This window comes from Cypionkella sp., from assembly GCF_036782355.1.
Taxonomy (GTDB): Bacteria; Pseudomonadota; Alphaproteobacteria; order Rhodobacterales; family Rhodobacteraceae; genus Cypionkella.
Genome location: NZ_DAIPZF010000011.1, coordinates 50184 through 63086 on the forward strand (window position 1 = coordinate 50184; position 12903 = coordinate 63086).

General features: G+C 59.9%; 18 protein-coding genes. 14 read left to right on the plus strand and 4 right to left on the minus strand.

Annotation, left to right across the window (positions count from 1 at the left end; all coding sequences use genetic code 11):
• Nucleotides 1-145: 145 nt before the first annotated feature.
• The 7 genes from trmD (at nt 146) to V7Q10_RS06180 (ending at nt 5185) form a co-directional block, all read left to right on the plus strand.
• Nucleotides 146-979 carry a tRNA (guanosine(37)-N1)-methyltransferase TrmD gene (gene trmD / locus V7Q10_RS06150; RefSeq protein WP_333868179.1) on the plus strand — a complete coding sequence of 278 codons (834 nt, stop codon included), beginning with the start codon at nt 146-148 and terminating at the stop codon, nt 977-979.
• Between the two features lie 310 nt (nt 980-1289).
• Nucleotides 1290-1664 carry a 50S ribosomal protein L19 gene (gene rplS, locus V7Q10_RS06155; protein WP_333868180.1) on the plus strand — a complete coding sequence of 125 codons (375 nt, stop codon included), beginning with the start codon at nt 1290-1292 and terminating at the stop codon, nt 1662-1664.
• An 11-nt stretch (nt 1665-1675) separates the two neighbouring features.
• Nucleotides 1676-1897 (plus strand): 50S ribosomal protein L31, encoded by a 222-nt coding sequence (gene rpmE, locus V7Q10_RS06160; RefSeq protein WP_333868181.1) that lies wholly within the window; start codon nt 1676-1678, stop codon nt 1895-1897.
• 107 nt (nt 1898-2004) lie between these two features.
• Nucleotides 2005-2763 carry an ABC transporter permease gene (locus V7Q10_RS06165; RefSeq protein WP_333868182.1) on the plus strand — a complete coding sequence of 253 codons (759 nt, stop codon included), beginning with the start codon at nt 2005-2007 and terminating at the stop codon, nt 2761-2763.
• 7 nt (nt 2764-2770) lie between these two features.
• Nucleotides 2771-3724: an ABC transporter substrate-binding protein gene (locus tag V7Q10_RS06170; protein ID WP_333868183.1), complete on the plus strand. Its 954-nt coding sequence runs from the start codon at nt 2771-2773 to the stop codon at nt 3722-3724.
• Complete coding sequence (locus tag V7Q10_RS06175; protein ID WP_333868184.1) at nt 3721-4335, plus strand: ABC transporter ATP-binding protein; 615 nt, start codon at nt 3721-3723, stop codon at nt 4333-4335. Before V7Q10_RS06170 ends, V7Q10_RS06175 begins: the two co-directional genes overlap by 4 nt.
• 40 nt (nt 4336-4375) lie before the next feature.
• Nucleotides 4376-5185, plus strand: a complete 810-nt coding sequence (locus tag V7Q10_RS06180; protein WP_333868185.1) for a division plane positioning ATPase MipZ — start codon at nt 4376-4378, stop codon at nt 5183-5185.
• 233 nt (nt 5186-5418) lie between these two features.
• On the opposite strand, the gene V7Q10_RS06185 is transcribed toward V7Q10_RS06180, so the two are convergent.
• The gene (locus V7Q10_RS06185) at nt 5419-5781 is read right to left on the minus strand and encodes an ArsR/SmtB family transcription factor (RefSeq protein WP_333868186.1); all 363 of its coding nucleotides are present in this window, start codon (nt 5779-5781) and stop codon (nt 5419-5421) included.
• A 206-nt stretch (nt 5782-5987) separates the two neighbouring features.
• Between V7Q10_RS06185 and V7Q10_RS06190 the strand changes: the two genes are divergently transcribed.
• The 5 genes from V7Q10_RS06190 (at nt 5988) to V7Q10_RS06210 (ending at nt 8611) form a co-directional block, all read left to right on the plus strand.
• Nucleotides 5988-6347, plus strand: coding sequence for an AtpZ/AtpI family protein (locus V7Q10_RS06190; RefSeq protein WP_333868187.1), 360 nt, complete (start codon nt 5988-5990; stop codon nt 6345-6347).
• Nucleotides 6331-7122, plus strand: a complete 792-nt coding sequence (locus V7Q10_RS06195; RefSeq protein WP_333868188.1) for a F0F1 ATP synthase subunit A — start codon at nt 6331-6333, stop codon at nt 7120-7122. The genes V7Q10_RS06190 and V7Q10_RS06195 overlap by 17 nt, the downstream gene beginning before the upstream one ends.
• A gap of 49 nt (nt 7123-7171) precedes the next feature.
• Nucleotides 7172-7411 carry a F0F1 ATP synthase subunit C gene (locus tag V7Q10_RS06200; protein WP_333868189.1) on the plus strand — a complete coding sequence of 80 codons (240 nt, stop codon included), beginning with the start codon at nt 7172-7174 and terminating at the stop codon, nt 7409-7411.
• A gap of 83 nt (nt 7412-7494) precedes the next feature.
• Nucleotides 7495-8040 (plus strand): F0F1 ATP synthase subunit B', encoded by a 546-nt coding sequence (locus V7Q10_RS06205; protein ID WP_333868190.1) that lies wholly within the window; start codon nt 7495-7497, stop codon nt 8038-8040.
• Nucleotides 8041-8044: 4 nt separating this feature from the next.
• Nucleotides 8045-8611 (plus strand): F0F1 ATP synthase subunit B family protein, encoded by a 567-nt coding sequence (locus V7Q10_RS06210; protein WP_333868191.1) that lies wholly within the window; start codon nt 8045-8047, stop codon nt 8609-8611.
• A 49-nt stretch (nt 8612-8660) separates the two neighbouring features.
• Here the strand turns inward: V7Q10_RS06210 and V7Q10_RS06215 are convergent, their stop codons facing one another.
• The 3 genes from V7Q10_RS06215 to V7Q10_RS06225 form a co-directional block, all read right to left on the minus strand.
• Entirely contained in the window at nt 8661-9428 is a 768-nt protein-coding gene (locus V7Q10_RS06215; RefSeq protein ID WP_333868192.1) for a FadR/GntR family transcriptional regulator, read from the minus strand.
• A gap of 103 nt (nt 9429-9531) precedes the next feature.
• On the minus strand, nt 9532-10188 hold the full coding sequence (locus V7Q10_RS06220; RefSeq protein ID WP_333868193.1) for an OmpA family protein: 657 nt from the start codon (nt 10186-10188) through the stop codon (nt 9532-9534).
• A 118-nt stretch (nt 10189-10306) separates the two neighbouring features.
• Complete coding sequence (locus V7Q10_RS06225; protein ID WP_333868194.1) at nt 10307-11158, minus strand: methylated-DNA--[protein]-cysteine S-methyltransferase; 852 nt, start codon at nt 11156-11158, stop codon at nt 10307-10309.
• Nucleotides 11159-11261: 103 nt separating this feature from the next.
• Between V7Q10_RS06225 and nth the strand changes: the two genes are divergently transcribed.
• Nucleotides 11262-11906, plus strand: a complete 645-nt coding sequence (gene nth / locus V7Q10_RS06230) for an endonuclease III (protein ID WP_333868226.1) — start codon at nt 11262-11264, stop codon at nt 11904-11906.
• Nucleotides 11903-12895, plus strand: coding sequence for an adenosine kinase (locus tag V7Q10_RS06235; RefSeq protein WP_333868195.1), 993 nt, complete (start codon nt 11903-11905; stop codon nt 12893-12895). The genes nth and V7Q10_RS06235 overlap by 4 nt, the downstream gene beginning before the upstream one ends.
• The last annotated feature ends 8 nt before the right edge of the window (nt 12896-12903 follow it).

Sequence of the window (12903 nt, forward strand, 5' to 3'; positions counted from 1 at the left end):
CTTGTGCGGCCGGTTTGGCTGCAAGTCAAATCGTTCCTGCAAGGCCATTGCCGCTTTTGCCATCACAGGTCTCGTGCTTTGGCCCGCCTCGGGCCGCGCGGTCTTTGACCCTAGCGCCCCGCCGCGTCTCGCGGTAAAAGCGCGCATGAGTGATGAAACCACCCCCAAAGCCGATCCCGAGGCGCCCTCCAAATCGCATGGCCGCATCTCGATCCGCGCCAGTTTGCAGCCGCGCGATCTGATGGCCGAACCGATGCATGTCAAATCGGCGTGGCGCGCCAAAATCATCACCCTGATGCCCGATGCCTTTCCCGGCATCCTTGGCCAATCGCTGACCGGCAAGGCGCTCGACCTTGGGCTCTGGGCGCTCGATATCCTGAATTTGCGGCCCTATGGCGTCGGCAAACATCTCAATGTCGATGATACCCCCGCAGGCGGTGGTGCAGGCATGGTGCTGCGCGCCGATGTGCTGGATGCGGCGCTCACCGATGCAGCCCTCGGCACCCCGCCCGACCGGCTGCGCTGGCCGCTGATCTATCTCTCGCCGCGCGGCAAGCCCTTCAATCAGGCCATGGCGCGCCGCTTTGCTGCCTGTGACGGCCTCACCCTGCTCTGTGGCCGTTTTGAGGGTGTCGATCAACGCCTGCTCGATCATCATCAGATCGAAGAAGTCTCCTTGGGCGATTTCGTGATGACCGGCGGCGAAATCGCCGCCATGGCGCTGATCGACGCCAGCGTGCGCCTGCTGCCAAAGGTGCTTGGCAATGCCGAAAGCACGGTCGAGGAATCCTTCTCCGATGGCCTGCTTGAACACCCGCATTACACCCGCCCCGCGCTTTGGAACGATCTCGCGATCCCAGACATCCTCACCTCTGGCAATCACGGCGCCATCGCCAAATGGCGCCAAGCCGCCGCCGAAGAGATCACCAAAATCCGCCGTCCCGATCTGTGGCAAGCCTTCCTGCGCAAGAAAAGCTGACCCAGCGCTTTCATCTTGGTGCAAATATCCCCGCCGGAGGCATCCACCCTTTGTGCCACCAGCCACCGCCCCAGCCCTTGACCCCGCCCGCGCCAAACCCTATACGCCGCCTGTCCGGGGGCTAATCCCTCATCGGGCCCGATTCCTTTTGGCCTTAAGACTTGCCTTCTTCCGCAAGTTTGGCTGAAAACTCGGCTTAAAAACGCAAGCGGCACCTCTGGCGGGCTTACTTTGTAGGGACCCGGTCGAAGATCAGAAGCTCTGTCGCGGGCATCACGTCGGGGAAAACCCCGCTAGCAAAGGACATGCGATGAATCTTATCGCCCAACTCGAAGCCGAGCAGATCGCTGCGCTCGGCAAGACCATTCCGGATTTCAAGGCCGGTGACACCATTCGTGTCGGCTACAAAGTGACCGAAGGCACCCGTTCGCGCGTGCAGAACTACGAAGGCGTCGTGATCGCGCGCAAAGGTGGCGCAACCATCGCAGCCTCGATCACCGTTCGTAAGATCTCCTTCGGTGAAGGCGTGGAACGTGTGTTCCCGCTGTATTCGACCAATATCGACAGCATTGAAGTGGTCCGTCGTGGCCGCGTGCGTCGCGCCAAGCTTTATTATCTGCGCGATCGTCGCGGCAAATCGGCACGTATCGCCGAGGATGCAAATTACAAAGCCAAAGCCGAATAAGGACCGGATCGATGAAAGACGGAATTCACCCCGACTACCACATGATCAACGTCAAAATGACGGACGGTACTGTGTTCCAGACCCAAACCACTTGGGGCAAAGAGGGCGACCAAATGGCGCTCGACATCGACCCACTGGCGCATCCAGCCTGGACCGGCGGCAACGCCAAACTGATGGATACCGGCGGCCGTGTGTCCAAGTTTAAGAACAAATACGCAGGTCTTGGCTTCTAATAGCCCCGCCTTCGCAGATCAGATCAGGCGCATCTTCGGATGCGCCTTTTCTTTTGCCCGATGGCTTGGCATATGGGACATGTCCCTTGCCCAAAGGCCCGCCGTCCATGCCGCAATCCAGCCACCGCGTCCTTGTTACAGCGCTGTCGCTGGCGGGCTTTGTGCTGTTTTGGGCCGGTTTGGCGGTGCTGCGTGCCGATGCGCAGATCTTGCCCGCCCCGCCCGCTGTGCTGGCGGCGATCTGGGCCGAGGCGGTCTCGGGCAGGCTGATGCACCATATCACAGCGACGCTGACACGGGTGGGGGTCGCCTTTGCGTTGTCGATGGGGATTGGCATCGCGCTGGGGCTTGTGCTGGGGCGCAGGCCGCGGCTCAACCAATGGGTAGAGCCTTGGCTGATGATCCTGCTGAACCTGCCGGCCCTGGTCGTGATAGCACTTTGCTACCTCTGGATCGGGCTGAATGAGACCGCGGCCATCGCCGCCGTCACCTTGAACAAAACCGCCATGGTCGCCGTGACCCTGCGCGAGGGCAGCCGCGCCCTTAGCCCCAGTTTGGCTGATCTGGGGCAGGTTTACCGCCTGACCGCACTGATGCGCCTGCGCCATATCACCCTGCCGCAGCTTGCGCCTTATCTGGCCAGTGCCACCCGCAACGGCCTGGCGATCATCTGGAAAATCGTGCTGGTGGTTGAATTTCTGGGCCGGTCCTCTGGCGTCGGCTTTCAGATTCATCTGAAGTTTCAGCTGTTCGACATCACCGGGGTGCTGGCCTATGCGCTCAGTTTCACCGCGCTGATGCTTGTGATCGACTACGCCCTTGTTCAACCCATCGAGCGGCATGCAAACCGCTGGCGCAACCCATAGGCCTGATATGTTCAAATCGCTGCTCTTTGCCCTTAGCCTTGCCACCTCGGCCCAAGCAGGTGACCTTGCCACGCTGCGCGTAGCCACCCAAGTCAGCGGCACGGTGAACTGGGAACTGACCACCATCACCCAAAACGGCTTTGATACCGCCAATGGCTTTCGCCTTGAGGTGGCTGATGTCGCCGGTGGCCCCGCGGCGCAGATCGCCTTTGAAGGGGGGGCGGCAGATGTGATCGTCTCGGATTGGCTTTGGGTGGCGCGGCAGCGGGCCGAGGGGCGCGACTATGTGTTTATCCCTTATTCGCGGGCGGTGGGCGCGCTTTATGTGCCGGCCACAAGCACAGCCCAGACTCTGCCCGATCTGAAGGGCAGCCAGATCGGCATTGCAGGCGGGCCGGTGGACAAAAGCTGGCTTATCCTGCGCGCCTATGCGCAAAGCCAATATGGCTTTGATCTGGCAGGCCAGACAAGCCAAGTCTTTGGCGCGCCGCCGCTGATCTATCAAACAGCACTTGATGGCCAATTTGGTGGTGCGATCAACTTTTGGCATTTTGGCGCCAAGATGCAGGCCGCTGGCCTGCGCCCCTTGGTCACGGTGCAAGAGGCCGCGCTTGCGCTGGGCCTGAACCCTGACACGCCGCTGTTGGGCTATGTGGTGCAGGGGGCTTTGCTGCGTGATCATCCTGATGTGGCGGCAGGTCTGGCCAAGGCCAGCCGCGCGGCCAAGGCGCTTTTGGCCAGCGACGATGTGGCATGGCAGGCCCTGCGCCCGCAGATGAACGCCAAATCCGAGGCCGAGTTTCAGGCGCTGATAGCAGGCTTTCGGCAAGGCATCCCCAGCGCGGGCGCGGTGGACGAGGCAGCTGCGGCCAAACTGCTGGCCGTAATGGCCGATCTGGGTGGGGCCGAGCTTGTGGGCAATCTGAAAACCCTGCCTGCGGGCACGTTTTACACGCCATGACGCCGGCGCTGTCACTGGATCTGCGCGCGGCGCAACATGGGCGTTTGGCGGTGCTGGGCGCGCTGTCGCTGCAAGTGCAGCTGGGTGAAACGGTGGCGATCTGCGGCGCTTCGGGGGTGGGGAAATCGACGCTGTTGCGCATCCTTGCCGGGCTACATGCCGATTGGCAGGGCGATCTGTCGCAGATAGCTCCGCCGGCAATGGTGTTCCAAGAACCGACCCTGCTGCCATGGCGCAGCGTGCGCGGCAACATCACACTTTTGACCGGCTGTTCGGTGCAAGTGGCGGATCAGGCCCTGGCCGATTGCGGCTTGGCCGAGAAGGCTGCGGCCTTTCCAAATGCGCTGTCACTGGGTCAACAGCGCCGGCTTGCGCTTGCGCGCGCCTTTGCAATGCGGCCGCAGATCCTGCTGATGGATGAGGCCTTTACCTCGCTGGATCCACGCCTTGCCGATGAGATGATGACCCTGTTCGAGACCCTGCGCGCCGCGCGCCCGCTTGCCACTGTGCTGGTGACGCACGACCCGGCCGAAGCACTGCGACTTGCCAGCCGCACCCTGACATTGTCTGGGCATCCCGCCCGTTTTGATGCTTCCCCTTTGCCGGTCTAAACGTGTAGGAAGCAATCGAAAGATTATAAGGACGCAAACCATGGCGCATATCATCGTTGTCGGCAACGAAAAGGGCGGGTCGGGCAAATCGACCACCTCGATGCATGTCGGGACGGCTTTGGCGCGCATGGGCCACCGCGTTGGCGCTTTGGATCTGGATCTGCGGCAGCGCTCTTTCGGGCGTTATGTCGAAAATCGGATCGCTTACCTGAAACGCGCAGAGCTTGATCTGCCCAGCCCGAATTATATCGAACTGCCCGAGGTGCCGGCTGACAGTTTGGCAACGGGTGAAAACGCCTTTGACGCGCGGCTTTCGGCGGCGGTGGCGCAGCTAGATCCGATTTCCGATTTCATCATCATCGACTGCCCCGGCAGTCACACCCGTCTCAGCCAAGTCGCCCATAGCCTTGCCGACACGCTGGTCACGCCTTTGAACGACAGCTTTATCGATTTCGATCTGCTGGCGCGTGTGGATGCCGAAACGGGCCGTGTCAAAGGCCCGTCGATCTATTCCGAAATGGTCTGGAACGCGCGGCAGTTGCGCGCGCAGGCGGGGCTAAAGCCCATCGACTGGATCGTTTTGCGCAACCGCTTGGGCGCGCAGCAGATGCATAATAAGAAAAAAGTCGGCGCAGCCTTGGAAGAGCTTTCAAAGCGCATCGGCTTTCGCGTCGCCGCCGGGTTTTCCGAGCGCGTGATCTTTCGCGAGCTGTTTCCGCGTGGGCTGACCCTGCTGGATCTTCGAGATACTGGCGTCGATGGCTTGAACCTATCCAACATCGCGGCGCGGCAAGAGCTGCGCGATTTGATCACCGAGCTGCGGCTGCCGGGGGTTTCGATCGCATTTTGAACAATGCCTGCGGTGGTGCGCGCCAGCCGTCGCGCTGACGGCAGCGCTCGAGGCGGAGGGCAAAGACATCTGCGGTGACCTCGGTCTTTGCGCCAAACTGGCTGATCAATCGTCTGATATGCTTGCCAAACACCATGCACGCCTCCTTGCACTGCTTTGGCCGCCAATCTGCTTGGCAAAAGGGGCGCCTTTGTGGCTGGGATACGAAGAAACTGAGGGGGGTATCGGTTTTTTCAGCGCGGTTGCGGCGGATCTTGCTCGATCTCTTCGGCGGTCGCGCTGAACTCATCCGCTAAGAAGCGCTCGAATGCGTCAAGGTCAACGGGCTCAAACTGGCCAAAGCTGCCCATCCAAACCGAAGCCGCGCGCAGGGCGTCGGGCTCGAGTTTGCACCATATCACCCGACCGCGCTTCTCACGGCTGACCAACCCCGCCTCGGCGAGAATGCCCAGATGTTTGGAAATCGCCGCAAGGCTGATCTGAAACGGCGCGGCCACATCGGTCACTGCCATATCATCCTCCAGCAGCATGCTAAGGATCGCCCGCCGCGTCGGATCGGCCAAAGCCGAAAATACCATGTCTAAGCTTTGTGCCATCGGGCGATTATCACGATGCTTTGCGGAATCGTCAACCATTCGGTTGAATATGCCAAAGCCGTCTGTTGGGGGAAATGTCACCAAATTCGAATCCTTGCTTTTGAAAATAAGTTAGCAAAATCAATACTTTGAATGAGATTATCCTTGCTTGACACCTTGGTGTCGGCTGCGTAGATATCGTTCGAACCATTTGGGGGTTTTCTGCCATGGTATCGGACGCCGAACGGGATCGCCTTGCGGCCTTGGAACAGCGGATCGGATTGGCAAAAGCCGCAGCGGCCCCGCGCCGTTCTGCCAAATCGGAGCAGCATCGTCAGGCACAGCTTGCTTGGCGCATGGTGATAGAGCTTGTTGCCGGTCTGTTGATCGGATTTAGCATCGGATACGGACTGGATACCCTGTTTGGGACCATGCCGCTGTTCTTAGTGCTGTTTGTATTGGCTGGATTTGCGGCAGGGGTGAAAACCATGCTCGGTTCGGCAAAAGAGATGCAGGAGAAGGCCGCAAAAGCGCCGGCTCCCGAGGCAAACGCTGCAAGCGCAGCTGACGATGAAGAGGAAGACTGAAGTGGCAAGCGAAGCGCAAAGCGAAGGTGGGTTGGCGTTCCATCCTCTCCAGCAGTTCGAGGTTCACCCGCTGTTTGGCGAGGGTCCGATCCATTGGTACACCATCACCAACTCGACCCTGTGGTTGGTGATTGCGGCGCTGGCGATTGTTGGCGTCTTTGTTCTGGGCTCTAAGGGTCGCAACCTGATCCCGACGCGCATGCAGTCGGTCGGCGAGATGGCTTACGACTTTGTGCATAACATGGTCGTTGATGTCACGGGTGAAGATGGTGCGAAATACTTCCCAATGGTGATGACGCTGTTTCTGACCATTGCCTTCTCGAACATGTTGGGTCTGCTGCCGGGATCGTTCGCGCCAACCTCGCATATCGCCGTGACGGCAGTGCTGGGCTTTGGAGTGTTCTTTTTCGTCACGCTGCTGGGTTTCTGGAAGCACGGGCTGCACTTTCTGGGCCTTTTCTGGATGAAAGATTCGCCAGCGATCCTGCGTCCGATCATCGCGGTGATCGAATTGATCTCTTACTTCGTGCGCCCTGTCAGCCACTCGATCCGTCTTGCGGGCAACGTGATGGCTGGCCACGCAGTGATGAAAGTTTTCGCGGCCTTTGCACCGATGATCCTGATTTCGGGGATTGGTGTGCTGGTGACGCCGGTGTCGGTCTTGGCCATCACCGCAATCTATGCGCTGGAGGTGCTTGTTGCCTTCATCCAAGCCTACGTCTTTACCATCCTGACCTGTGTGTACCTGAAAGATGCGCTGCATCCTGGGCACTAAGCGTCGGTCGTCTCAAAACACTATCTCATTCCATCCTAAGGAGAATCTCATGGAACTCGCAGCAGCAGCCGCTTTGGGCAAATTCATCGGCGCCGGTCTGGCAGCTATCGGTTCGGGCGCTTCGGCTATCGGTGTTGGCTATGTTGCCGGCAACTTCCTGTCGGGCGCACTTCGCAACCCGTCGGCGGCTGGCTCGCAGACAGCGACCCTGTTCATCGGTCTGGCCTTCGCAGAAGCTTTGGGGATCTTTTCGTTCCTCGTCGCTCTTCTGCTGATGTTCGCAGTCTAATCTGACCTTCGCATCCTTACGGTCAGGGGTGCCGCAATAGTGCGGCGCCCCTGAACTTCCAAAAGGGTCCGACGGAGGGCAAAATGACAGCGACCACCACACCAGAAGCCGCAACCGAAGTTGCGCACGAGGCCGCAGCGGCAGGAATGCCGCAGCTTGATCCCTCGCATTTTGCGAACCAGATTTTCTGGCTCGTCGTCACGCTGGTCGTGATCTTTTTCGTGCTGAAGCTTATCGCTTTGCCACGGATTGGCGGCACTTTGGCCAACCGCAAGGGCACGATCTTGAACGATCTGGCCGCTGCGGAAGAGTTCAAGCAAAAGGCTCTGTCGGCCGAGAAAGCCTATAACGACGCATTGGCGCAAGCCCGTGCCGAAGCAGGCAAGATCGTCGCACAGACCAAGGCAGACATTCAGCAAGACCTGAACGCAGCCATTGCCAAAGCCGATACGCAAATCGCTGCGAAAGCCGCCGAATCCGCCCAGCGGATCGACGAAATTCGCGCTGGTGCGCAAGAGGCTATTAACGAGGTCGCCAAAGACACCGCCAAGGAATTGGTTGCGGCTTTGGGCGGTTCTGCTGATGCGCGTTCGATCACCGCAGCGGTGACCGCGCGGATGAAAGGGTAAGATTATGAAAAACATTTTTCTGATCGTTGCTCTGGCAGGCATCGTGGCGGTGCTGACCGCAAGCAGCCACGGCGCTGCGATGTTCAGCCTGCACAACACCAACTTTGTGGTGCTGATCTCGTTCTTGCTGTTCATTGGCGTGCTGATCTATACCGGCGTTCCAGCGATCTTGGCCAATGCGCTTGACGCGCGGGCTGCACGGATCAAGGCAGATCTGGAAGAGGCCAAGGCGTTGCGTGCCGAAGCCATGGCTTTGCTGGGCTCTTACGAGGCCAAGCAGAAAGAAGTGCTAGAGCAATCTGCGCGCATCATCGCCCAAGCCAAGGAAGAGGCGCAGCTTGCTGCCGCCAAAGCCAAGGAAGATCTGGCACAATCTATCGCACGCCGTCTGGCTGGCGCAGAAGAGCAGATCGCAGCCGCCGAAGCAGGCGCTTTGCGTCAGGTGCGTGAAAGCGCAATTACGGTAGCTGTTGCTGCCGCGGCTGAGGTGCTGGCCAAGCAGGCAACTGCCGAAACCGCATCGGCGTCGATTGATCATGCGATTGCCGAAGTGAACGCCAAGTTCCACTAACCGGCTGATACATCCCTTAAATCGGCTCGGCAGCTTTGCCGGGCCGTTTTTATTTGCTGATTTCGTGTTCAAGCCGCAGCTTGGCTATGGCTTCGTTCCGCCCTGCCTTGGCTTGCTCGGCCATCGAGCCTTGGATGAAATCCATATGTGCCTCGATCGCGGCGCGGGCGGCGGCCGGATCGCGGGCTTGGATCGCATCATTGATCGCGCGATGCTGGTCCAGAAGATGGTCGCGAGTCAGACGGTTTTTGAACATCACCTGCCGATTGTAGAACACGCCACTGCGCAGCAGTTCGTACATCGAGCGCATCATATGCAGCATCACCACATTATGGCTGGCCTCGATGATCGCCATGTGAAAACTGGCGTCTAGCTCGGCCTCATCGGAAGGATCGCGTTTTTGGTGGGCCGCTTCCATCTTGGTGAAAACCGCTGCAATCACCTTCAGATCGGTCTCGGTACCCAGCCGCGCGGCGCGTTCGGCGGTCAGCGCCTCCATATCGCGGCGGAAGGCGACATAGTCGATCACCGCCTCTTCATGGCTTGAAAACAGCCCCACCAGGGCTGGCGAAAACGCCGAACCCAGCACATCGGCGACAAAAATTCCAGCGTTAGGGCGGCTGGTCAACAACCCGCGCTGTTGCAGGTCGGCCACCGCCTCGCGCAGCGAGGGGCGCGACACGCCCAGACGGTCGGACAATTCCCGTTCTGACGGCAAACGCTCGCCCGGTTGCAAGATGCCGCGCAGGATCAGCAATTCAATTTGCTGGACCACGGATTGCGACAGTTTTTCCGCCTCGATCTTCTGGAATGGCATGGGTTTCTCCGAACTGGAGCAAACATATGACCAATTTGCGGCGCTCTCAATACAAAACGCGTGAGGCTGGGGCCCCACGCGTTTATGCAAGTTTGACGCGGGCTTAGGCCGAAGGCCGGATAATGATTTCCACCCGACGATTTGCCGCGCGGCCCTCTGGTGTCAGGTTAGAGGCAACCGGTTGGTCCTCGCCACGACCATAGGCTGCCAGCCGGTTTCCCTGCACGCCTGCATCGCGCAGCACCTGTGCCACCGATGTTGCACGGCGTTGCGACAGGTCTTGGTTATAAGCGGCGGCACCCGAGTTGTCGGTATGCCCAATCACTTCGACCGAGCTGTCAGGATAGCGGTTCAAAGACCCCGCAACCGCGCGCAGATCATAGGTCAGATCAGGCCGCAGTGTCGCGCTGTCGGTGGCAAACAGCACATCTTGCGGCATGTTGACCACCAGATATTGGCCGTTGTTGGTGACCGAGATATTTGAATTGCCGATCGAAGAGCGCAGGTCTGCCGCCTGTTTGTCCAAGGTGCTGCCAATCGCGCCGCCAAGGGCTGCGCCAAGCACGCCGCCAACAACGGCTTTGCCCAGCTTGTCATCGCCCGAACGGGTGGCGCCTGCAAAGGCTCCCAACATACCGCCGACAATCGCGCCGTTCTTGGCGCGGGCGTTTGGATCATCAGGATAGGCGTTTGGGTCAACGCAAGCGGTCAGCCCCATCAGGGCAATGGCGGAAAGAAGAAGGGTTTTGTTCAGGATCATCTGCTGCCTCGAAATTCTACTGGGCCTTTGTGTGGCCTAAGCGGCCATATTAGCAGTGCGGCGTCAGCTCTGACAGTGGCGCGCATGTCACGGCAGGTTTTCGCCCATCACTTATCCGCTACTCGGCGGCATCGGCGCGGGCGGCCTCATAAGCCAGCATGGCGCGCTTGACGGGCAGGCCCCAATGATAGCCGCCCAACGCGCCAGATTTGCGCAGGGCGCGGTGGCAGGGGATCAGCAGGCTGATCGGATTGCGCCCCACCGCTGTGCCGACCGCCCGCACCGCCTTGGGATGGCCAATATGGCGGGCGATTTCGGAATAGGTGGTAACATGGCCCGAAGGAATCGCCAGCAGCGCCTGCCAGACCTTGATCTGGAACGGCGCGCCGATCAGCAGCAGCGGCGCAGGCGCATTGGCGCTGCGGTGCAGGCCAAAGGCGGTCTGCACCCAAGGCGCAAGCTGGGCAGGGTTTTCCCGAAACTGCGCCAAGGGCCAGCGGTTTTGCAAATCGGCAAAGGCTGCGGCCTCGCCCATTTCGGCGGCAAATCCCAGACCGCAGATGCCCTTTTCAGTGCCCATCACAATCGCCGCGCCAAAGGGGCTGTCAAACCAGCCCCAATCAATTGCCAACCCAGCGCCAGCGCGCGCCACATCGCCCGGCGTCATCGCCTCCCATGTCATAAACAGATCATGCAGCCGGCTTGGGCCCGAAAGCCCGGTTTCCAGCGCGGTGTCCAGCAGGGTGAACTTGCGCGCCAAAAGATCGCGCGCATGGTCCAGCACCAGATATTGCTGATAGCGCTTGGGTGAAACCCCAACCCAGGCCGAAAACACCCGCTGAAAATGCGCCGCACTTACACCCATGCGCGCGGCCAATGCCTCGAGCGTCAGGGCTGGGCCCTCTGCCTCCAGAACCCGCAGCGCGCGGGCGATCAGGGCGTAGTGATAAGATGGCGATTGGTCGGTCATCGGGCTCTCCTTGCCGCAAGATTAGGGCGGTTGTGGCCTGCACGCGACCCGAAACTTGCGACAAATACTTGTCGCAAGCCCGCGATTGCGCCATATCTTTGGCATGGTCAAACAACTCGATTATCACGCCTTGCAACGGATCTTTTCGCGCTTTCGCGAGGCCGAGGCCGAACCAAAGGGCGAATTGCATCACAGCAATGCCTTCACGCTGGTGGTCGCCGTGGCGCTTTCGGCGCAGTCCACAGATGTTGGCGTCAACAAAGCCACCAAGCGGCTGTTCGAGCTGGCCGATACGCCGGAAAAGATGCTGGCCTTGGGCGAAGAGGCGGTGATCGAGCATATCAAGACCATCGGGCTTTACCGCAACAAGGCCAAGAACGTCATCAAACTCAGCCGCATTCTGGTTGAAAGCTATGGCGGGCAGGTGCCTTCCAGCCGTGCGGCGCTGCAATCTTTGCCCGGCGTGGGGCGCAAGACCGCGAATGTGGTGCTGAACATGTGGTTTGGCCAGCCTTCGCAAGCGGTCGATACCCATATCCTGCGGCTGGGCAACCGATCTGGTATCGCCGTCGGGCGCGACGAGACCGCGGTCGAGCGTGCGATTGAAGACAACGTGCCTGCCGAATACCAATTGCACGCCCACCACTGGCTTATTTTGCACGGGCGGTATATCTGCACGGCGCGCAAACCAAAGTGTGCGATTTGTCCGATCCGTGACGATTGCCTGTATGAGGAAAAGACCGAATGAAACAGTTTCAGGTTGTCGGAATCGGCAATGCGATGGTGGATGTGCTGGCCCATGCCGACGAGGCCTTTTTGGCCGCCAATGGCATTGGCAAGGGCATCATGCAGCTGATCGACATGCCGCGCGCGGTTGATCTTTATGCCCGCATCGGGCCTGCCAAGGAAATCTCGGGCGGATCGGCCGCCAATACCATCGCAGGCATCGCGCATCTGGGCGGGCGCACCGCCTATGTCGGCAAGGTCAAGGATGATCAACTGGGCGCGATCTTTGCCCATGATCTGCGCGCGCAGGGCGCTGTCTATGAAACCAGCCTTGCCGCCAAAGCCACCGAGCAAGAAACCGGCCGCTGCATCATCATCGTGACGCCGGATGGCGAACGCTCGATGAACACCTATCTGGGCTGGTCAGAATTTCTGACCCCCGCCGATATTGACGACGCGCAAATGGCGCAGGCGGAATGGATTTATCTGGAAGGCTATCGCTTTGACGGGCCGGACAGCCATCAGGCCTTTGAAAAGGCGATTGCGGCCTGCAAGGGGGCGGGGGGCCGCGTGTCGATCACGCTGTCGGATGCCTTTTGCATCTCGCGTCACCGCGATGCCTTTCACAAGATGATTGTGGCCGATGTCGATCTGCTGTTTGCCAATCGCGCCGAATTGCTGGCGATGTATCAGACCGAAGACTTCGCCACAGCCCTGCGTTTGGCTGCGGCAGAGGTGGCGATTGTCGCTTGCACCGATGGTGCGGATGGCGCGCATATCTTGTCGCAGGGGCAGCATTGGCATCTGCCAGCGGTGCCGACACAGATCGTCGATGCAACCGGCGCGGGGGATCTGTTCGCAGGCGCGTTCCTTTGGGGCATCACCAATGGCTATGATCTGCAAACCGCAGGCAAGATGGGCAATCTGGCGGCCTCGGAAATCATCAGCCATATTGGCGCGCGGCCCGAAGCTGATTTGCGCCGCCTGTTCGCCGATGCTGGCCTGATCTAAGCAAGCCG

Excerpts from the sequence above, each read along its gene's own strand:
- trmD (WP_333868179.1), top strand. The coding sequence starts at position 146 with ATGAGTGATGAAACCACCCCCAAAGCCGATCCCGAGGCGCCCTCCAAA.
- rplS (WP_333868180.1), top strand. The coding sequence starts at position 1,290 with ATGAATCTTATCGCCCAACTCGAAGCCGAGCAGATCGCTGCGCTCGGC.
- rpmE (WP_333868181.1), top strand. The coding sequence starts at position 1,676 with ATGAAAGACGGAATTCACCCCGACTACCACATGATCAACGTCAAAATG.
- V7Q10_RS06165 (WP_333868182.1), top strand. The coding sequence starts at position 2,005 with ATGCCGCAATCCAGCCACCGCGTCCTTGTTACAGCGCTGTCGCTGGCG.
- V7Q10_RS06170 (WP_333868183.1), top strand. The coding sequence starts at position 2,771 with ATGTTCAAATCGCTGCTCTTTGCCCTTAGCCTTGCCACCTCGGCCCAA.
- V7Q10_RS06175 (WP_333868184.1), top strand. The coding sequence starts at position 3,721 with ATGACGCCGGCGCTGTCACTGGATCTGCGCGCGGCGCAACATGGGCGT.
- V7Q10_RS06180 (WP_333868185.1), top strand. The coding sequence starts at position 4,376 with ATGGCGCATATCATCGTTGTCGGCAACGAAAAGGGCGGGTCGGGCAAA.
- V7Q10_RS06185 (WP_333868186.1), bottom strand. The coding sequence starts at position 5,781 with ATGGCACAAAGCTTAGACATGGTATTTTCGGCTTTGGCCGATCCGACG.
- V7Q10_RS06190 (WP_333868187.1), top strand. The coding sequence starts at position 5,988 with ATGGTATCGGACGCCGAACGGGATCGCCTTGCGGCCTTGGAACAGCGG.
- V7Q10_RS06195 (WP_333868188.1), top strand. The coding sequence starts at position 6,331 with ATGAAGAGGAAGACTGAAGTGGCAAGCGAAGCGCAAAGCGAAGGTGGG.
- V7Q10_RS06200 (WP_333868189.1), top strand. The coding sequence starts at position 7,172 with ATGGAACTCGCAGCAGCAGCCGCTTTGGGCAAATTCATCGGCGCCGGT.
- V7Q10_RS06205 (WP_333868190.1), top strand. The coding sequence starts at position 7,495 with ATGACAGCGACCACCACACCAGAAGCCGCAACCGAAGTTGCGCACGAG.
- V7Q10_RS06210 (WP_333868191.1), top strand. The coding sequence starts at position 8,045 with ATGAAAAACATTTTTCTGATCGTTGCTCTGGCAGGCATCGTGGCGGTG.
- V7Q10_RS06215 (WP_333868192.1), bottom strand. The coding sequence starts at position 9,428 with ATGCCATTCCAGAAGATCGAGGCGGAAAAACTGTCGCAATCCGTGGTC.
- V7Q10_RS06220 (WP_333868193.1), bottom strand. The coding sequence starts at position 10,188 with ATGATCCTGAACAAAACCCTTCTTCTTTCCGCCATTGCCCTGATGGGG.
- V7Q10_RS06225 (WP_333868194.1), bottom strand. The coding sequence starts at position 11,158 with ATGACCGACCAATCGCCATCTTATCACTACGCCCTGATCGCCCGCGCG.
- nth (WP_333868226.1), top strand. The coding sequence starts at position 11,262 with ATGGTCAAACAACTCGATTATCACGCCTTGCAACGGATCTTTTCGCGC.
- V7Q10_RS06235 (WP_333868195.1), top strand. The coding sequence starts at position 11,903 with ATGAAACAGTTTCAGGTTGTCGGAATCGGCAATGCGATGGTGGATGTG.